Origin of the sequence: Streptomyces sp. NPDC086777, assembly GCF_040702065.1 — a bacterium.
GTDB lineage: Bacteria > Actinomycetota > Actinomycetes > Streptomycetales > Streptomycetaceae > Streptomyces.
The window spans coordinates 1-18,460 of sequence record NZ_JBFBJI010000022.1; the positions used below are offsets into that span (position 1 = coordinate 1).

The 18,460-nt window shown below is 71.9% G+C and carries 14 protein-coding genes and 2 pseudogenes; 6 read left to right on the forward strand and 10 right to left on the reverse strand.

The genetic code is table 11. From position 1 onward, the window contains the following. Nucleotides 1-101: pseudogene (locus AB0472_RS28060) on the forward strand (IS481 family transposase); the annotation flags it as partial. Between the two features lie 184 nt (nt 102-285). On the opposite strand, the gene AB0472_RS28065 reads toward AB0472_RS28060, so the two are convergent. Together AB0472_RS28065 and AB0472_RS28070 are read right to left on the reverse strand one after the other, a co-directional pair. Next, entirely contained in the window at nt 286-495 is a 210-nt protein-coding gene (locus AB0472_RS28065) for an ATP-binding protein (RefSeq protein ID WP_366360225.1), read from the reverse strand. A gap of 353 nt (nt 496-848) precedes the next feature. Beyond that, the gene (locus AB0472_RS28070; RefSeq protein ID WP_366360227.1) at nt 849-2,033 is read right to left on the reverse strand and encodes a magnesium and cobalt transport protein CorA; all 1,185 of its coding nucleotides are present in this window, start codon (nt 2,031-2,033) and stop codon (nt 849-851) included. Between the two features lie 202 nt (nt 2,034-2,235). Between AB0472_RS28070 and AB0472_RS28075 the strand changes: the two genes are divergently transcribed. Together AB0472_RS28075 and AB0472_RS28080 are read left to right on the forward strand one after the other, a co-directional pair. After that, the gene (locus tag AB0472_RS28075; RefSeq protein ID WP_366360229.1) at nt 2,236-3,363 is read left to right on the forward strand and encodes a winged helix DNA-binding domain-containing protein; all 1,128 of its coding nucleotides are present in this window, start codon (nt 2,236-2,238) and stop codon (nt 3,361-3,363) included. 51 nt (nt 3,364-3,414) lie between these two features. Next, a complete protein-coding gene (locus AB0472_RS28080) occupies nt 3,415-3,816 on the forward strand; it encodes a 4-oxalocrotonate tautomerase family protein (protein ID WP_366360231.1) in 402 nt (133 codons plus the stop codon). A gap of 52 nt (nt 3,817-3,868) precedes the next feature. On the opposite strand, the gene AB0472_RS28085 is transcribed toward AB0472_RS28080, so the two are convergent. From AB0472_RS28085 to AB0472_RS28095, 3 genes are all read right to left on the reverse strand, one after another. Continuing rightward, the gene (locus AB0472_RS28085; protein ID WP_366360232.1) at nt 3,869-4,660 is read right to left on the reverse strand and encodes a serine protease; all 792 of its coding nucleotides are present in this window, start codon (nt 4,658-4,660) and stop codon (nt 3,869-3,871) included. Nucleotides 4,661-4,864: 204 nt separating this feature from the next. Next, nucleotides 4,865-7,666 (reverse strand): AAA family ATPase, encoded by a 2,802-nt coding sequence (locus tag AB0472_RS28090; protein ID WP_366360234.1) that lies wholly within the window; start codon nt 7,664-7,666, stop codon nt 4,865-4,867. A gap of 144 nt (nt 7,667-7,810) precedes the next feature. Then, nucleotides 7,811-8,650 carry a LuxR C-terminal-related transcriptional regulator gene (locus tag AB0472_RS28095; protein ID WP_366360236.1) on the reverse strand — a complete coding sequence of 280 codons (840 nt, stop codon included), beginning with the start codon at nt 8,648-8,650 and terminating at the stop codon, nt 7,811-7,813. 128 nt (nt 8,651-8,778) lie between these two features. Here AB0472_RS28095 and AB0472_RS28100 point away from each other — a divergent pair, with 128 nt between their 5' ends. Both AB0472_RS28100 and AB0472_RS28105 read left to right on the forward strand, forming a co-directional pair. Next, on the forward strand, nt 8,779-10,461 hold the full coding sequence (locus tag AB0472_RS28100; protein ID WP_366360238.1) for an AMP-binding protein: 1,683 nt from the start codon (nt 8,779-8,781) through the stop codon (nt 10,459-10,461). Then, entirely contained in the window at nt 10,458-12,065 is a 1,608-nt protein-coding gene (locus tag AB0472_RS28105; protein WP_366360240.1) for an AMP-binding protein, read from the forward strand. Before AB0472_RS28100 ends, AB0472_RS28105 begins: the two co-directional genes overlap by 4 nt. Before the next feature lie 60 nt (nt 12,066-12,125). On the opposite strand, the gene AB0472_RS28110 is transcribed toward AB0472_RS28105, so the two are convergent. Further along, nucleotides 12,126-12,809, reverse strand: coding sequence for a hypothetical protein (locus AB0472_RS28110; protein ID WP_366360241.1), 684 nt, complete (start codon nt 12,807-12,809; stop codon nt 12,126-12,128). Nucleotides 12,810-13,027: 218 nt separating this feature from the next. On the opposite strand from AB0472_RS28110, the gene gcl reads away from it, so the two are divergent. Beyond that, entirely contained in the window at nt 13,028-14,812 is a 1,785-nt protein-coding gene (gcl, locus tag AB0472_RS28115) for a glyoxylate carboligase (protein WP_366360243.1), read from the forward strand. A gap of 198 nt (nt 14,813-15,010) precedes the next feature. Here the strand turns inward: gcl and AB0472_RS28120 are convergent, their stop codons facing one another. From AB0472_RS28120 to AB0472_RS28135, 4 genes and pseudogenes are all read right to left on the reverse strand, one after another. Then, nucleotides 15,011-15,253, reverse strand: a complete 243-nt coding sequence (locus tag AB0472_RS28120; protein ID WP_351958711.1) for a hypothetical protein — start codon at nt 15,251-15,253, stop codon at nt 15,011-15,013. A gap of 354 nt (nt 15,254-15,607) precedes the next feature. Then, a pseudogene (locus AB0472_RS28125) lies at nt 15,608-16,252 on the reverse strand (catalase); the annotation flags it as partial. Nucleotides 16,253-16,512: 260 nt separating this feature from the next. Then, the gene (locus tag AB0472_RS28130) at nt 16,513-17,406 is read right to left on the reverse strand and encodes a 2-hydroxy-3-oxopropionate reductase (RefSeq protein WP_366360245.1); all 894 of its coding nucleotides are present in this window, start codon (nt 17,404-17,406) and stop codon (nt 16,513-16,515) included. Nucleotides 17,407-17,543: 137 nt separating this feature from the next. Then, nucleotides 17,544-18,383: a TIM barrel protein gene (locus AB0472_RS28135; RefSeq protein ID WP_366360246.1), complete on the reverse strand. Its 840-nt coding sequence runs from the start codon at nt 18,381-18,383 to the stop codon at nt 17,544-17,546. Nucleotides 18,384-18,460 lie beyond the last annotated feature (77 nt).

The following is an 18,460-nucleotide window of genomic DNA, read 5'->3' on the forward strand; positions in this document are numbered from 1 at the left end:
CAGACTTTCTGCACACCTACAACCACCACCGCTGCCACACCGCACTCGGCGGCCACCCACCGATCAGCCGTGTGAACAACGCTTCGGGTCAATACACCTAGAGCGCTCTCGGTTTCCGGCTGACCGCGAAGGTCGGGGACCAGACCCTCCCCATCTACCTAGACATCGGCTCCTCGGCGGCACGGTGGAGTACCTCGCGACCTTCAATGTCACGGGAGACGACCCCGGGACCGGGTCCACGACGGCGGAGCGGCAGCAGTCCGTCAAGCAGGGGTCCCCGACCTCCTAAGCACGCAGTTCGCACCAGACCGTCTTGCGGTCCGGAGACCGGTCCACGCCCCAGCGATCGGACAGCGCGTCGATGACGGTCAGGCCGCGCCCCGACTCCTCCGTCGCCGTGGCGGGCAGGAGGGCGAGCACCGACCGTGGAGCGGTGTCGGTCACCTCGATACGGGTGCGGCTGTGCCCCGGCCCGCCGCTCACGCGTCCGGCCACCGGAGTCCCCTCGCCCACAAGCTCGACGCCGCTCCACAGTCGGTTCCTGCCACTCGTTCGGTGACTCTCCGTCACGTGCCGCAGGGGAGGTCGGCGCGGCGGAAACCGGGGAACGGCGAGACACGGCGGGTTCGTTGTGCCTGGCGGAGGCGGGTAGCGGCATTCGATTCTCCCCGGATTCTCCCCAGCGTTGACAGGCGCTCAAAAGGCCAGGTCAGGGGCGTGACCTCGTGAGGGCGAGGAGATCATCCACATCACTTCTCCCCACGGACTCCCCAGAGCCCGTTCGTGCCCCAATTTTGCCAGGTGCGAGAGTAAACAGCGAAGCTCCGCATGGGTGGGTGCTCTCATCCCTAAAGCCAGTCCCGTCGCTTGAAAATCACGTACAAACTGGCGCATACAACCCCCATCAAGCCGATCGCGAAGGGGTATCCGAACCCCCAATGCAGCTCGGGCATGTGTGAGAAGTTCATACCGTAGATAGTTCCAACCAGCGTCGGAGCAAACAGAATCGCCGCCCACGACGAGATCTTCTTGATCTCCTCGTTCTGTTCGAACCCCGCCTCCGCCAACGCCCTCATCTCCGCGTTCTGTTGCTGGGTGACCAGGGTCGCGTTGACCGTGAGGATCTCGGTGAGGGCCTGCCGGAAGCCGTCCACGCGTTCGCTGATGTGGGTGACGTGGTCGGCGACGTCGCGGAGGTAGCGCTGGAGTTCCTCGTCGGTCTCGTACTTGGTGAAGCCGGCCATCAGGCCGTGCAGCATGCCGACGAGAGGGCGGGTCGCGCGCTGGAACTCGACCATCTCGCGCGAGAGTTCGTAGATGCGGCGGGAGACCGACGGGTCGCCGCGGAAGACTTCCGTCTCGATCTCGTCGATGTCGTTCTGGACGCCCTCGACGACCGGCGCGTAGCCGTCGACCACCGCGTCGAGTATCGCGTAGAGGACCGCCTCCGGGCCGAGTTTGAGCAGGTCGGGGGAGTCCTCCATACGGCGGCGGACCGCCGAGAGGTCCGGAGCCCCGCCGTGCCGGACCGTGATCACGAAGTCGGGGCCGACGAACACGTGCAGCTCGGCGAAGTCCACCTCCTCCGGCGCGTCCAGATAGCGGGCGGCGCGCAGGACCACGAAGAGCGTGTCGCCGTACCGCTCCAGCTTCGGCCGCTGGTGGGCCTCCATCGCGTCCTCGACCGCGAGCTGGTGCAGGTCGAACTCGCTGGCCAGGGAGAGCAGTTCGTCCGAGGTGGGCCGGGCCAGGCCGATCCACGCCATGCCCGAGGGCGTGTCGCGCAGTTCGCGGTACGTCTCCGCGAGGGTCGCCGGTGTCGACACCCGCACCCCGTCGCTGTAGAGCGCCGCCTCCACGACGCTCGGCGGCTCGGCCGACTCCCCGCCCGACGCGGCCCCGGCCGCCGGCAGCTCGGCCGTGTCGTCCCGCTCCTGGGGCAGGGCGCGGCGCCAGACCGATCTTCTGGTGCCCCGGCCGTTCCGGCCGTTCGTGGCGTTCTTCGACACGGGGCTGGGGCGTCGCTCGGACATCGCGGCCGCCTCTCGGTGGAGCCTGCATCGGCGTGGACGGTGTGATCCGCGTGGTCGGAGTGATCACACGTGATCGGTGAGTCTCGTCGCAGGATATACGGGGCATACGGGCCCGGCGGAGGGAATCGAGGACGGGATTCGGTGAGAGATGCGGCGAGGACAGCGGACAGGATCTGTCCTCGTTCGACGTTAGCGTGCCGGTATGAAGAACCAGCCGTCCGGCCCGGTCCTCGGCACCCGCGCCCTCAACCGCGCCACCCTCGACCGCCAGCTCCTGCTGCGCCGCTCACCCCGGTCGGCGCGGGAGGCCGTGGCGCACCTCGTCGGCCTCCAGGCGCAGAACGTCAAGCCGCCGTACTACGCCCTCGCCGCCCGCCTCGACGGCTTCGCCCCCGAGCAGCTCTCCCGGCTGATGGCCGACCGGGAAGTGGTCCGGATCGTCACCCTGCGGTCGACCATCCACACCCACACCGCCGCCGACGCGCTGACCCTGCGCCCGCTGGTCCAGCCCGCCCGGAGCCGGGAGCTGACCGCGTTCCGCAAGGGGCTCGCCGGTGTCGACCTGGACCGGCTCGCCGCGCTCGCCCGGGACCTGGTCGAGGCCGAGCCGCGCACCATGGCCGGGCTGCGCGAGGCGCTGCGCGCCGAGTGGCCGGACGCCGACCCGCAGTCCCTCGCCGTCGCCGCCCGCTGCACCCTGCCCCTCGTCCAGGTCACCCCGCGCGGGCTGTGGGGCCGGTCCGGGCAGGTCGCCCTCACCACCGCCGAGCACTGGCTCGGCCGCCCCGCCGAGCAGGCGCCGGCCGCCGAGGCCACGGACGCCGCGGTTCTGCGGTACCTCGCCGCCTTCGGCCCGGCCTCCGTCAGGGACATGCAGACCTGGGCCGGACTGACCCGGCTCGGCACGGCCTTCGAACGACTGCGGCCCCGCCTGCTCACCTTCCGGGACGAGACCGGCACCGAGGTCTTCGACCTCCCCGACGCGCCCCGCCCCGACCCCGCGACCCCGGCCCCGCCCCGCTTCCTGCCCGAGTTCGACAACCTCCTCCTCTCCCACGCCGACCGCACCCGTGTCGTGCCCCCCGAGCACCGGGGCCGCGCCTGGCGGGGCAACCAGGCCCACCGCACCCTGCTCGTGGACGGCTTCCTGGCCGGTGTGTGGAAGCTGACGGAGGACGCCCTGGTCGTCGAGACGTTCGCACCGCCGGGCGGCACGGCGGCCGAGCGGGCCGCGATCCTGGAGGAGGGCGAGCGGATGCTGACCGCCCTGCACCCCGGCGAGCGCTACGACATCCGGTTCGGGACCGTCGTGGCCCCAGCAGGGCGATGAGTGTCGGCGAGACCGCCCGACCGCCCGGCGCTGCGCCGGAGATGCCGCGACATGCCGTCCGCCGACTGCGGCCCCGTCGGGGCTGGTCGCACAGTTCCTCCGCCCGGCCGAAGACCGGGGGCACCCCCGGCGCCGCTTCGGGGGCGCCGCCAACCGCGGCGGACCTCCCGCTCCGGGCCGGACTCCGGACAGGACCCCGAACGGACCACCCACGCGGAGGAGTTCAGCGATGCCGATCGTCACCGTCCAGCAGGGCCCCGCGACCCCGAACTCGAGCGGGACCTCGTCCGGCGCGTCACCGACGCGTTCGTCGACGCGTACAAGATCCCCGCCGAGACCGTGCAGGTCTGGATCCACGAGGTCCCTGCCGACAGCTGGGGCACCGCGGGGAAGCTCGCCGCGGACCGGTGGGCACCCGTATGGATAGGGGGCGCTGCGGGCTGCTCGTGGTAGCCCGCAACGCCCCCCGGTCACTCACCCGAGAGATCCTCGGGAGACCTTCTGGTTACGAGTTGACCTGTGCGGTCACCAGGTTCGAGAAGGTGGTCAGCCGGGTGTAGACACCCGGGTAACCCGCCTCCGCGCACCCCTCTCCCCAGGATGTGATCCCTGCCAGGACGCCCCCGATGAGCAGGGGACCGCCGCTGTCGCCCTGGCAGGTGTCTACGCCGCCGGACGTGTTTCCGGCGCAAACCATGTCGGTCTGGACGAAGTCCGAACCGTAGGAGCTCTTGCAGCTGGAGTCGGACACGATCGGGACGGTCGCGGTCCGCAGCTGGTTGGAGGAGCTGCCGTTCTCCGAGGTGGTGCCCCAGCCGAGGATGCGGGCCGTGGTGCCGGCCGCGTACACGCTCGTCTGGGAGGACGTCACGTACGACGCCGGGGTGTACGACATCGCCGTCGACAGCGTCAGGACGGCCACGTCGTCACCGTTGGTGGCGTCCGTGTAGTCCGGGTTGATCCAGATCTTGCTGACCTTGCTGACCGTGCCGTTGGTGCCGTTGAGGTACGTGCGGCCGCCGACCACGCGGACGCTGCTCGTGGACTCGCCCTCCATGCAGTGCGCGGCGGTCACCACCTTGGTCGCCGACACCAGGGTGCCGCCGCAGAACTGGCTGCCGGACGCGTCCGTGATCTGCATCATGAACGGGTACGCGGTGGTGGTCGTCGTGGTGCCGCCGACGATCGGCTGGGGGGCGGCTGACGCGGTGGGGGACGCGATCAGCGCGGTCGCCGCGGCGGCGGCGGTGGCCACCAGGACTGCGGCGGACCTTCTTGCGCGGTGGTGCCCGAACATGAGTCTCCTCAGTGGGGGTTGCCGGTGGGGGTCGCGCGGGTGTGGGGGGTGCAGCACGGGGGTCGCGGGACCGACCCCCGTATGCCCGGGCGAGCGGCACATCCATAAGCTAGGACCCGGAACCCCACCCTCCCAATGAGGGAACCCCCTAGGGGGATGGGGGAGGGAAAACCCTCGGTCCGCCTCAGTTAACCGGGAGGGCTCTCACTTCGCGCGTCGCCCCGCGGCCAAACGGACTATGTCCACGCGCGATCGGATGCCCAGCTTGCGGTAGACCCGGGTGAGCGTGGCCTCCACCGTCTTGACGCTGATGAACAGCCGGGCGGCGATCTCCCGGTTGGTGGCGCCCTCCATCACCAGCGCGGCGACCTGACGCTCCATCGCGGCCAGCCCGTCCAGGGCGTCGAGCGCGGCGGGCGCCTCGACCGGCGGCTCCGGCGCCGAGACGGCCTCGTCCACCTGCCGCAGCCACGGCAGCGCCCGGCACCGCCGGAACAGCCGGGTGGCCTCGTCGAACGCCGTCGGGGAGCGCCGCTCGCGCAGTGCGGCCAGCGCGAACGCGGCCCGCGCCTCCTCCAGGCCGTAGCCCAGTTTGGCGAACCGGTCCTGAGCCGAGGTCAGCAGGGTGACGGCGGTGTCGCGCTCCCCGTGCGCGGCCCGGACCAGCGCCTCGGCCCGGTCCAGCGCGGCGAGGACACTCTCCCGGCCGAGCCTGAGCGCGTGCTGACGGGTGACGTCGATGACGTCCTGCGCCTCGGCGGGTTCACCCACCCGGACGAGTGCCTCGGCGAGGTCGCCCTGCCAGCGGCCACGGGCCGGGTCGGTGATGCCGAGGCTCTGCTCCAGCTCCCGCACCCGGCGCAGCGAGCGGACCGTGCCGGCCGGGTCGCCGGCCACCAACTGGGCGTATCCGAGGGCGCCCAGGGCCCGGGACAGGTACATCGTGTCGCCGTCCTGCTCGGCGTGCTCCACCGCCTCCCTGGCCAGTGCCAGGCCCCGGTCCACGTCGCCGCCGGACGCCTCGGCCAGCGAGGTGAGCATCGCGGAGGCGGTCTCGCCGATCCCGGAGTCGTGGGCGAGGTGCAGGCCCTCCCGGGCCAGGTCGAGGGCGCGGCCGCAGTGCCCGGAGCGCAGCTCGGTCTCGGCGAGCCCGCGCAGGAAGTGCACCTCGCTCTCCACCTGTCCGCGCCTGCGGACCTCGCGCAGCAGGGCGGTGACGGTGGTGCGCGCCTCGGCCAGCTGGTCGCCCATCACCAGCCAGCGGAACCTGGCGCTGCCCGCCCCGTTGTGGTGGCAGGCCACGTTCGGGTCCTGGGGCTCCTTCAGGGCACGCTTGATGGTGGCGGGCGCCGCCGGGTGGCCCATCAGGGTCTCGACCTGGGCCTGCAGGGAGAGCGCGAGGAGTTCGGTGCGCCGGTCGCCGCCCTCGGCCGCGAGGCAGGCGGAGTGCGCCGCCGCCTGCCGGGCCTCGGTGAAGTCGCCGCCCACGATCAGCGCTCGCCAGGCCAGCTGGTAGTGGACCTTGCCGAGCAGCCGCGGGTCGTCGCCGGCGTCGGCGAGGGCGTGCGGGAAGGCCGCGTCCACCTCGGTCATGGTGTGGCCGGCGGAGTCGATCACCAGGATCCAGGCCCGCACCCGGTCCGCCGGGCGGGTGGCGTGGGTGAGCACCTCGCGGGCGATGTCCTGGGCGAGGTCGATCTCGCCCGCGCTGGTCGCGTCCTCGGCCGCCTGGAGCCGGCGTTCGACCGGGGTGGGCGTGTTGTCGCCGGGGGTGTGCCGGGCGGCGAGCAGGCCGATCTGCGCGGCCACCGAGGGGGCGCCCCGGTCCCGGGCCTCGGTCGCGGCCTCGGCGAGCCGGTCGGCGACCTCCGGGTCGGTGCCGGTGGTGGCCAGCGCCAGGTGCCGGGCCCGCTCGATCGGGTCGGAGGCGGCCGTGGACAGCGCCGCGTGCGCGGCCCGGCGCTCCTGGGCGGGTGCCTCCGCGTACAGCGCGGCGGAGATGAGGGGGTGCGCGAACCGTACGGCGGGACCCTCGGGCTCGGTGGCGAGCAGCCCGAGTTCGGCCGCCTGGGCGCATTCGGCCTCGGCGTTCTCCCGGCCGGCCGCGTGCAGCAGGGCCTGGGTGGGCCGGGCGCCGGCGCTGGCCACCAGCAGGGTGCGGCGGGCCTCGACGGAGAGCATGTCGAGGCGGCTGAGCACCAGGGCGCGCAGCGAGGTCGGCACCGGCAGCGGTTCGCCGGGGCGGGGCGGCGTCGGGTTCTCGGCGAGGGCGCGGCCGAGTTCGAGGGCGAACAGCGGGTTGCCGCCGCTGGTGCGGTGGATCTCCCGGACCGTGGACCGGCTCAGCCCGGCGTGGCCGCGGTGGTCGAGGAGTTCGGAGACCTGCCTGCGGTTGAGCGCGCCGAGACGGACGGCGACGGTGTCCGGGGGCGACGCGCGTAGGTGGCGGTCGTACTCCTGGCCCTCCGTGCGGACCGCGCTGAGCAGTTGGACCGGGGTGCCGCCGAGGCGGCGGGCGGCGAAGCCGAGGAGTTCGGCGCTGGCCGGATCCAGCCACTGGAGGTCGTCGGCGACGATCAGTACGGGCCCCTCGGCGGCCAGCACGCGCAGCGTGGACAGCACGGCGAGGCGCAGGGCGAGGCCGTCGCGCTGGAGGGTGGACTCGCCGCGGCCGGTGAGCGCCGACTCCAGGGCGGTGCGCTGGGCGCCGGGCAGGTGGGCGGCGACGTCGTCGAGGACCAGGCCGAAGAGGTCGGCGAGGGCGAGAAACGGAAGATGGGATTCGGACTCGGTGGCCGAGCAGCGCAACACGGTGCGGGCGGTGCCGGCGTATTCCGCGTCGAGCGCCCGCAGGACGGTCGATTTGCCTATTCCGGCGGGCCCGTGCAGGAGGACGCTGCCCCCCGAGGAGAGCTGCTCCCGGGCGGCCGCGAACAGCTCCGCCCGGCCGATGACCAGGTCGGGGCGGCATCGGGCAGGCTCCTGGAAGTCCCGTCGCACGGTCACCGCTCCCCTCGTGTGTCGTGTCCGGGCCAAATTCTAGGCAATGAACCCCGAAATCCGGCCGAACGGCGTGGTGAGGGAAATAACAGGGGCTTCGCATATGGCAATTCAGTGCGCGTCCGCATGAATGGAATGGGTCCCCTCCGGCTATGGCAACACCCCCGTCCGACGAGCCGCCGACACCGCCTCCCCCCGGGTGTGCGCGCCCAGCTTCCGCATCGCCGAGCGCAGGTAGCCCTTGACCGTCTCGGGCCGCAGCCCCAGCCGCTCGGCCACCGTCGCGTTGGTCGCCCCGGCCGCCACCCACGCCAGCACGTCCACCTCGCGGGGCGCCAGCACCGCCTCGGCCTCCGCAGCCGGTGCCGGTGAGGCCAGCAGCCCGCAGGCGGCCAGCAGTTCGGCGCGCAGCTCCGGGTCGGTGATCCGCGGCGCCAGGGCCCGCAGCGCGGCATGCGCCTCCCGCACCTGCTCCCAGACGGCCCCCGGATCCGGTACGGCGCCCGGTGCCGGCCGCGCCGCCGCCAGCAGCCCCCTGGCCTCGTCCTGCACGACCAGCGCCTGCTCCACGTCCCGGGCCGCCGCCACCGCCGCGCCCAGCGTGCGGTCGCCCAGCGGCTGGGCGGTGCGCAGCGCGCCGTACAGCACGCCCCGCACCCGGCGCCTCACCACCACCGGTACCGCGAGCACCGAGCGGAGGCCCTCGGCCGCCACCGGGATGTCGTACTCGTGGCTGATCTGCTGCGAGGCCGAGTAGTCGACGACCGCGCAGGGGCGGGCCAGGGCGACCGCCCTGCCGCCCAGGCCGTTGCCCGAGCTGACCGCGAGCGAGCGCAGTGAAGCCGTGTTGGTGCCGGTCAGCTCGCTGATCCGGACCTGGGTCCGGCCCGCCTCGACCAGCCCGCCGAAGGCGGTCGGAAGCCCGGTGGTGCGCCGGAGTCTGGACAGCGCACCACGTATCTCCACCGCCCCCGCGACCTCTGCTGCCACCTGTCCTGCCCCTTCGACCCCGGCCCGGTGCGGTCCACACCCCCGTTCGGGGGTAGTGAGACCTGCATCACGGATTACACGATGCCAGAGAGCTGCCCGGCAATGGTCCGGTACTGAAGGAGACGCGTATGACGAGTGCGACGGAGGACTTCCGCAGGGCACGGGACTTCCTGCTGGCACACCGTGCGGACTACGCCACCGCCTACGAGGGCTTCACCTGGCCGCGTCCGGACCACTTCAACTGGGCGCTGGACTGGTTCGACGTCATCGCCGCGGGCAACGACCGCACCGCCCTGCACATCGTCGAGGAGGACGGCTCGGAGACGAGGCTGTCCTTCGCCGAGCTGTCCGAGCGCTCCGACCGCGTCGCGAACCACCTGCGCGCGCGGGGCGTCGAACCGGAGGACCGCATCCTGGTCATGCTCGGGAACCAGGCCGAGCTGTGGGAGACCGCGCTGGCCGCGATGAAGCTGCGGGCCGTGGTCATCCCGGCCACCCCGCTGCTCGGCCCGGCCGACCTGCGCGACCGCGTGGGCCGGGGCCGGGTGAGGCACGTGGTCGTGCGCGCCGCGGACGCCGCCAAGTTCAGCGAGGTGCCGGGCGCGTACACCCGGATCGCGGTGGGCGGGCTGCCGCCGTCGGAGACGGGGCCCTGGGAGCCGTACGAGGACGCGTACACCGCCGCGGCCGGGTTCGTCCCCGACGGCCCGACCCTCGCGGACGACCCGCTGATGCTCTACTTCACCTCGGGCACCACCGCCCGCCCCAAGCTGGTCGAGCACACCCACACCTCGTACCCCATCGGGCACCTGGCCACCATGTACTGGATCGGCCTCAAGCCCGGTGACGTGCACCTGAACATCTCCTCGCCGGGCTGGGCCAAGCACGCCTGGTCGAACCTCTTCGCCCCCTGGAACGCCGAGGCGACGGTCTTCATCCACAACTACGCGCGCTTCGACGCGGGCCGGCTGATGGCCGAGATGGACCGGAACGGCGTGACGTCCTTCTGCGCGCCGCCGACGGTGTGGCGGATGCTCGTCCAGGCGGATCTGAGCCGGCTGGCGACCCCGCCCCGTGAGGTGGTGGCGGCCGGCGAGCCGCTCAACCCCGAGGTGATCGAGCAGGTGCGGCGGGCCTGGGGCGTCACCGTCCGGGACGGGTTCGGGCAGACCGAGACGGCCGTGCAGGTCTCCAACAGCCCCGGGCAGCCGCTGAAGACCGGTTCGATGGGCCGGCCCAGCCCGGGGTACCGGGTGGAACTCCTGGACCCGGTCAGCGGCGCCCCCGGCGTGGCGGAGGGCGAGATCGCGCTCGACCTGTCGGCGCTGCCGGTCGGCCTGATGACCGGCTACCACGGGGACGCGGACCGCACGGCGGAGGCGATGGCCGGCGGCTACTACCGCACCGGGGACATCGGCTCCCGGGACGCGGACGGCTACATCACCTACGTCGGCCGCGCCGACGACGTGTTCAAGGCGTCCGACTACAAGATCAGCCCGTTCGAGCTGGAGAGCGCGCTCCTCGAACACGAGGCGGTGGCCGAGGCGGCCGTCGTGCCCGCACCGGACCAGCTGCGGCTCGCCGTACCCAAGGCCTACATCGTGCTCGCGGCGGGCTGGGAGCCGGGCCCGGACACCGCGAAGGTGCTCTTCGAGCACTCCCGGCAGGTCCTGGCGCCCTACAAGCGGGTCCGGCGGCTGGAGTTCGCCCCGCTGCCCAAGACCGTGTCCGGGAAGATCCGCCGGATCGAGCTGCGCGAGGCCACGGCCGCCGGCTCGGCCGACGAGTACCGCGAGGAGGACTTCCGGTGAGCTCGTCGTACACCCACGGCACGAGCGCCACCACGCTGCTCGGCGACACCATCGGGGCCAACCTGGACCGGGCCGTCGCCGCCTGGCCGGACCGCGAGGCGCTGGTGGACGTACCGACCGGCCGGCGCTGGACCTACGCCCGGTTCTCCGCCGACGTCGACCGGCTGGCGTACGCGCTGCTGGCGAGCGGGGTCGCCAAGGGCGACCGGGTGGGCATCTGGGCGGTCAACTGCGCCGAGTGGGTGCTGGTGCAGTACGCCACCGCCCGGATCGGCGCGATCATGGTGAACATCAACCCGGCGTACCGCACCCACGAGGCCGAGTACGTCCTCAACCAGGCGGGGATCTCCCTGCTGTTCGCCTCGCTCCGGCACAGGACCAGCGACTACCGGGCGATGGTGGAGGAAGTGCGGGGCAGGTGCCCCGAGCTGCGGGAGACGGTGTACATCGGGGACCCGAGCTGGGATGCGCTGACCGCGCGCGGATCAGCCGACGGGGCCGCCGAACTGGCGGCCCGCAGCGCCGAGTTGTCCTGCGACGACCCCATCAACATCCAGTACACCTCGGGCACCACCGGCTTCCCGAAGGGGGCCACCCTCTCCCACCACAACATCCTCAACAACGGTTACTTCGTCGGTGAGTCGATCGCCTACACCGAGCAGGACCGGATCTGCATCCCGGTGCCCTTCTACCACTGCTTCGGCATGGTGATGGGCAACCTGGCCGCCACCTCGCACGGCGCGTGCATGGTGATCCCGGCCCCGTCCTTCGACCCGCAGGCCACCCTGGAGGCGGTCCAGCGGGAGCGCTGCACCTCGCTGTACGGCGTCCCGACCATGTTCATCGCGGAGCTGAACCTGCCCGGCTTCGCCGGGTACGACCTCTCCACCCTGCGCACCGGCATCATGGCGGGCTCGCCCTGCCCGGTCGAGGTGATGAAGCGGGTGGTCGCCGAGATGCACATGGCGGAGGTCTCCATCTGCTACGGCATGACGGAGACGTCACCGGTCTCGCTCCAGACCCGGATCGAGGACGACCTGGAACACCGCACCGGCACCGTGGGCCGGGTGCTGCCGCACCTGGAGGTCAAGGTCGTCGACCCGGCCACCGGGGTCACGCAGGACCGGGGCGTGTCGGGCGAGTTGTGCACCCGGGGCTACAGCGTGATGCTCGGCTACTGGAACGAACCCGAGAAGACGGCCGAGGCCGTCGACCCCGGGCGCTGGATGCACACCGGCGACCTGGCGCTGATGCGCGAGGACGGGTACGTCGAGATCGTCGGCCGCATCAAGGACATGATCATCCGGGGTGGCGAGAACATCTATCCGCGCGAGATCGAGGAGTTCCTCTACGCCCACCCCAAGATCCGGGACGTCCAGGTGGTCGGGGTGCCGCACGAGAGGTACGGCGAGGAGGTGCTCGCCTGCGTCATCCCGCACGACCCGGCCGCCCCGCCCACCCTGGACGACCTCCGCGCCTTCTGTGAGGGCCGCCTCGCCCACTACAAGGTGCCGACCCGCATCCAGATCCTGGCCGACTTCCCGATGACGGTCTCGGGCAAGGTCCGCAAGATCGAACTGAGGGAGACCTATAGCGCCTCGTAGGGGTCAGCGCCCGGTAAGGGGCGCGGGGGCGCGGCCGGCCCCCACCGGCCGGCAGCCGGATCAGGCACCTGGACCGCGCAGGTCGTCGGCGCACCCGTTCACCGGCTGAGGCGTCCCCGTGAAGTCCAGCACGAACAGCGCCACCCCCAGCGAGTCGGCCCGCTCGAGGGCCTCCTCGGCGTACCCCGCGAGGGAGAAGTACGCGCACTCCGCGTCCTCCGTCATCGCCGTCAGCCACAGGCACTCCACGTCCCGCGGCGAAGCCGGCTGCACGGTCGGGTCCACCTGGGCCGCCAGCCCCCGGGCGGCCAGCCCGATGCCGGACGGCGGCCGCTGGTCGGCCCGCCGTATGTCCCGGTAGCCGAGCCAGCGCAGGTACAGCGCGGCCGCGGTGACCGCGTCCCGGGCGGTGCGGATCGTCACGGGACGGAAGGCGGTCCGCATCCCGGGCTCCGGCTCGGGCCCCGCCGGCGGCGCGGAGGCGGCGCCGGCGACCGCGATGCGCAGCACCGCGCCGCACGGGCAGCCCAGCTCCGGCTGCGGCCACTGGTCCCGCCGCCCGCAGGACCCGCAGCTCACCGTCACCCAGTCCGCGTCCCAGGCGCGGTGCGCCACCGGCGTCGGCCCGGCGGTGCCGTCGAGGTCCGGGGTGACCGGCGCGCCGCAGGCGCACGGGTACGAGGGCGCGGTGTAGACGTGCTCGCGCCGACAGGCCGGACAGCGCACCGGCACGCTCTCGGACATGGCCCCACCTCAGGCGTTGCGTCGCTTCAGCCGTCCCATGGTGCTCCCGCCGGGGCCCGGTTGTCCGTCCCTTGACGACGTTCGTCACCGCACCTACATTGATTTCAGATAGTAGAAGTTAGTTTCCATGATGCGGAATAACTCGAACCACTGGAAACGATGCTCACCGCGGGGCGCGCCGGGAGCAGGCATCCGACAGCCGAAAGCAGGAGTTCTCGATGGCTCGTATGACCGCTGCCCGCGCGGCAGTTGAGATTCTCAAGCGCGAGGGCGTCACCGACGCGTTCGGTGTGCCCGGCGCGGCGATCAACCCCTTCTACGCGGCGCTCAAGGCCTCCGGCGGCATCCACCACACCCTCGCCCGCCATGTCGAGGGCGCCTCGCACATGGCCGAGGGCTACACCCGTACGCAGGCCGGCAACATCGGGGTCTGCATCGGCACCTCGGGGCCGGCCGGCACCGACATGATCACCGGCCTCTACTCGGCCACCGGCGACTCCGTCCCGATCCTGTGCATCACCGGCCAGGCCCCGACCGCGGTGATCCACAAGGAGGACTTCCAGGCCGTCGACATCGCCTCGATCGCCAGGCCGGTCACGAAGATGGCGGTCACCGTGCTGGAGGCCGCGCAGGTCCCGGGCGTCTTCCAGCAGGCCTTCCACCTGATGCGCTCCGGCCGTCCGGGCCCGGTCCTGGTCGACCTGCCGATCGACGTGCAGCTCACCGAGATCGAGTTCGACCCGGAGACGTACGAGCCGCTCCCGGTCTACAGGCCGGCCGCCACCCGCGCCCAGATCGAGAAGGCGATCGGGATGCTGAACGCGTCCGAGCGTCCGCTGATCGTCGCGGGCGGCGGGGTCGTCAACGCCGACGCGGCCGGACTCCTCGTGGAGTTCGCCGAGCTGACCGGCACCCCGGTCGTCCCGACCCTGATGGGCTGGGGCGTCCTGCCCGACGACCACGAGCTCAACGCCGGCATGGTGGGCCTGCAGACCTCGCACCGCTACGGCAACGCGACGTTCCTGGAGTCCGACTTCGTCCTCGGCATCGGCAACCGCTGGGCCAACCGCCACACCGGCAGACTGGACGTCTACACGGCCGGCCGCACCTTCGTCCACGTCGACATCGAGCCCACCCAGATCGGCAGGATCTTCGCCCCCGACTACGGCATCGCCTCCGACGCGAAGGCAGCCCTGGAGCTCTTCGTCGCGGTGGCGCGGGAGTTGAAGGCCTCGGACGGCCTCCCGGACCGTTCGCGGTGGGCGGCCGCGGCACAGGAGAAGCGGGCGACCCTCCAGCGCCGTACCCACTTCGACGACATCCCGATCAAGCCGCAGCGTGTCTACGAGGAGATGAACAAGGCCTTCGGTCCGGAGACCCGGTACGTCTCCACGATCGGCCTCTCACAGATCGCCGGCGCCCAGATGCTGCACGTCTTCCGGCCCCGGCACTGGATCAACTGCGGCCAGGCCGGCCCGCTCGGCTGGACGGTCCCGGCCGCGCTGGGCGTCGCCAAGGCCGACCCGGAGGCGTCCGTCGTCGCCCTCTCCGGCGACTACGACTTCCAGTTCATGCTGGAGGAACTGGCGGTCGGCGCGCAGCACAAGATCCCCTACGTCCACGTCCTGGTCAACAACTCCTACCTGGGCCTGATCCGGCAGGCGCAGCGGGCGTTCGACATCGACTTCCAGGTCAAGCTGGAGTTCGAGAACATCAACTCGCCCGAACTGGGCGTCTACGGCGTCGACCACGTCAAGGTCGCCGAGGGCCTGGGCTGCAAGGCGATCCGGGTGACCGACCCGGCGGAGCTGGGCGCGGCCTTCGAGGAGGCCAAGAAACTGGCCGCCGAGCACCGCGTGCCGGTCGTCGTGGAGGCGATCCTGGAGCGCGTCACCAACATCTCCATGTCGACCACCAACGACATCTCGAACGTCGTGGAGTTCGAGGAGATCGCGACCGAGCCCGGCCACGCGCCCACGTCCGTCAGGACGCTGAAGGTCTGAGCCGGCGCGGACGAGAGCGGGCGGCCCATCCGGGGGATGGGCCGCCCGTTTCGCGTGGCGGACGACTCGGTGCCCGCCGCCCCCGTGCCGGCGGGCACCTTGTGAGGTGAATATGCCCTCTGACTCGGGCGGTTGAAGCATGTTGAACAGAGTTCAGAGCTTGATTTGAGGATCGGCCGGTCTCTTCGTCCCGGTACCTCAGCTTTCGGGGTGCTCGCTCAGGCCCGGCCAGTCGTCCGGGCCGCCGCCCTGCCACTCGATGAGGTCGCTCTCCTCGACCTCGATCCGGTCCAGGTCGGCCAGTCGCAGGATCTCGATCACGTCGTCGAGGTGCGAGGCGATCCCCAGGGTCACGTCGCCCTCGGTGACCCGCCGGGAGCCGTCCAGGGCGGGGGCGTGCACGACGATGTGCGGGAACTCGGTCGGTGGATGTGCAGTCATGCCACAAGGCTCCTGCGGCGGGGCCGGAAACGCACGCCGAAGCGCCGGACGCGGGCGGTTCCGCATCCGGCGCTCGGGGAGCCCGTGGGGTTCTGTGCCGCTGTGGCCGTCCGGCGGCGCGAGGCTGGGCGCGACAGGACGTTCGCGCCGCCGGACGGGGTTCAGGGGTATGGCTGGGACCGCGGCGGGTGCGACGGAGTCCGGGGCGTTCCTCCCTCTGGTCGGGAAGAGCGCTCGGGTCCTTCACCACCGCACTGGCTCGCACGCCGCCGCGGTCCTCGCCCCGCCCGCGCGCCGACACCGACCGGCCACCCCTCATCCGGGCCGGTCGGCCGCCGCGGGCCGCCTGTGGGGTCAGTCCTCGCGCAGGGCGCGGACCGCCTCCGCCACGCGCCTGCCGTATTCCGGGTCGGCGGCGCGGAAGTGGGCCAGGTTCTTCTCGATCACGTCGTCGCGGGAGACCTGCGAGAGGCTGCCGGCGATGTTCGCCACCAGCCGCCGCTGCTCCTCCGCGGACATCAGGCGGTACAGCTCACCCGCCTGGGAGAAGTCGTCGTCCTTGGTGTGGAGCGGGGCCTCGTGGGTGCCCGGGTGGCCGGTCACGGCGAGGGGTGCCGACAGGGGGCGGCCGGTCTGCGCAGGGCCGTCGTAGGAGGTCGGCTCGTAGTTCCTGGCGTTGTCCGGCTCCTGACGGCCCGTGAACGGGTCGCGCTTCCGCGAGTGGATGACGTCGGGGAATTTGATCGGGTCCTTGATGAAGAACGCCGGGGTGTTTTTCCCGATGAGGTCGTGACTGCCGTCCTCCGTACAGAACTTGACGGCGAAGCCGCGCGGGTCGCGAACGGTGTCGGCGCCGCCGAGGGAGTCGGCGACCGTCGAGAACCGCAGGAGGACCTCGGTGCGCCGGCCGACCGTACGCGGGAAGTCGGCGTGGGGGAAGCCGGTGACGTCGTCGGTCACCTCGAAGTGGCCGTACGCGCCGCCGCCGCGGGCGTGCACCGCACTCTCCCACTGCCTTGAGGGCGGGGGAGGTGCTCCCACCACAATCCGCTCGCGGTTGCAGGGCGCGAGCACGCGCTTCGACATCGTGGGCCTTCCGTGCAAATGTCAGCGGAAATTCATTTCCGCTTCGTGGAGCCTAGGATCGGGTCGGCCAGGGCGTCAACAGTTTGTTGAAGTTATTTCCGGGCGGTGCCGGAGCCTGGGCGCGACAGGACAGGTGTCGGCGCCGGCACCGCCCGGAAGTCATGGGGTCCGGCTCAGACCTGCGCGCCGGACAGGCGTTCCACCGCGCGCAGCAGCGCGGAGTGGTCGAGGCCTCCGTCGCCCTGCGCCCGCAGGGACGCGACCAGTTGGGCCACCACGGCGCCGACGGGCAGGGCGGCGCCGACGTTGCGGGCCGCGTCCGTGACGATGCCCATGTCCTTGTGGTGCAGGTCGATCCGGAAGCCCGGCCTGAAGTCGCGGCTGAGGAAGTTGTCCTTCTTCCGCGTCAGCACGGTCGAGCCGGCCAGGCCGCCGTTCAGCACGTCCAGTGCGGCCGCCAGGTCCACGCCGGACTTCTCCAGGAAGACCACGGCCTCGGCGCACGCCTGGATGTTCACGGCGACGATCAGCTGGTTGGCGGCCTTCACGGTCTGGCCGGAGCCGTGCGGACCGCACAGCACGATGGTCCTGCCCAGCGCCTCGAAGATCGGCCTCGCGGCGTCGAAGTCGGCCTGCTCGCCGCCGACCATGATGGACAGCACGGCCTCGACTGCCCCGGCCTCACCGCCGGACACGGGCGCGTCGAGGGCGCGGATGCCCTTGTCCCGGGCGGCCTCCGCCAGGTCGACGGAGGTCTGTGGGGTGATGGACGACATGTCGATGAGGAGCGCGCCGGACCGCGCGTTCTCCAGGATGCCGTCCGGGCCGTACGCGACGGCCTCGACCTGCGGGGACGCGGGAACCATGGTGATGACCACGTCCGCGTCCCGCACCGCCTCGGCGATCGAGCCGGCCGCGGTGCCGCCGGCGGCGGTCAGCCGGTCCAGCTTGTCCTGCTCCAGCGTGAAGCCGGTGACGTCGTAACCCGCCTTGACCAGGTTCTCGGACATCGGGGAACCCATGATGCCGAGGCCTATCCAGGCGATCTTGGGGAGGGAGCTGCTCATAGGGGTGCCTCTCTGGCTGCTGTGATACGTCTGCTGCTCGGCGTGCGTCGCCAGAAGCAGCCCGTCCGGCGATCGAGGACGAGGCCGTTCAGGTCGAAGCGGGGGGCCGGGGGCGGCGGCCCCCGGGGGCGGTCACCTCAACGGGCGGCGCGCTGTTCCACCGGCAGCCAGCCGAAGGCCTCGGCGCTCGGCGAAGCCCCCGCCTTGTACTCCAGGCCCACCCAGCCGTCGTAACCGGCCTTGTGCAGCTGGTCCAGGAGGTCCTCCAGCGGCAGCGACCCGGTGCCCGGGGCGCCGCGGCCGGGGTTGTCGGCGATCTGGACGTGGCCGGTCTTCGCGGCGTACCGCTCGATCACCGACGGCAGGTCCTCGCCGTTCATCGACAGGTGGTAGAGGTCCATCAGGAAGCGGGCGTTGCCGAGTCCCGAGGTCTCGTTCACCTTGTCGACGACCGCGACCGCGGCCGGCGCCGACACCAGCGGATACCGCGGCGACTCCGGCTCGTTGAGCGCCTCGATCAGCAGGGCCGCCCCGTTGCGGTCAGCCGCCTCCGCCGCCCGGACCAGGTTCTCCAGGGCCAGCGCGTCCTGCTCGGCCGGGTCCACGCCGTCCACGCGGTTGCCGTACAGGGCGTTGAGCGACCGGCAGCCCAGGGTGCGGGCGAAGCCGGCCGCCACGTCGATGTTGGCGCGGAACCTCTCCGACTCCGCGCCCGGGACCGACAGCGCGCCCCGGTCGGGGCCGGGCAGTTGTCCGGCGTAGAAGTTCAGGCCGGTCAGCCGGACGCCGGCGCCCTCGATCGCCTTCCGCAGCGCGTCGAGCTCGGCGCGCTCGGGGGTGGGGGAGTCGACCCAGGGCCACCACAGCTCGACCGCGGTGAAGCCGGCCGCGGCGGCGGCCGCGGGACGCTCCAGGAGCGGGAGTTCCGTGAAGAGGATCGACAGGTTGACGGTGAAGCGCTGCTCTGCAAATCCCATGGGGGTGGGCGCTCCCTTCCACTGTCTCTGTTTCCACATTGTGGAAGTTAATTTCTGCTTAATGGAAGACTGCCTGT

Coding starts and splice junctions, on each gene's coding strand:
- AB0472_RS28070 (WP_366360227.1), bottom strand. CDS start 2,033: ATGTCCGAGCGACGCCCCAGCCCCGTGTCGAAGAACGCCACGAACGGC.
- AB0472_RS28075 (WP_366360229.1), top strand. CDS start 2,236: ATGAAGAACCAGCCGTCCGGCCCGGTCCTCGGCACCCGCGCCCTCAAC.
- AB0472_RS28080 (WP_366360231.1), top strand. CDS start 3,415: ATGCCGTCCGCCGACTGCGGCCCCGTCGGGGCTGGTCGCACAGTTCCT.
- AB0472_RS28085 (WP_366360232.1), bottom strand. CDS start 4,660: ATGTTCGGGCACCACCGCGCAAGAAGGTCCGCCGCAGTCCTGGTGGCC.
- AB0472_RS28100 (WP_366360238.1), top strand. CDS start 8,779: ATGACGAGTGCGACGGAGGACTTCCGCAGGGCACGGGACTTCCTGCTG.
- AB0472_RS28110 (WP_366360241.1), bottom strand. CDS start 12,809: ATGTCCGAGAGCGTGCCGGTGCGCTGTCCGGCCTGTCGGCGCGAGCAC.
- gcl (WP_366360243.1), top strand. CDS start 13,028: ATGGCTCGTATGACCGCTGCCCGCGCGGCAGTTGAGATTCTCAAGCGC.
- AB0472_RS28120 (WP_351958711.1), bottom strand. CDS start 15,253: ATGACTGCACATCCACCGACCGAGTTCCCGCACATCGTCGTGCACGCC.
- AB0472_RS28130 (WP_366360245.1), bottom strand. CDS start 17,406: ATGAGCAGCTCCCTCCCCAAGATCGCCTGGATAGGCCTCGGCATCATG.
- AB0472_RS28135 (WP_366360246.1), bottom strand. CDS start 18,383: ATGGGATTTGCAGAGCAGCGCTTCACCGTCAACCTGTCGATCCTCTTC.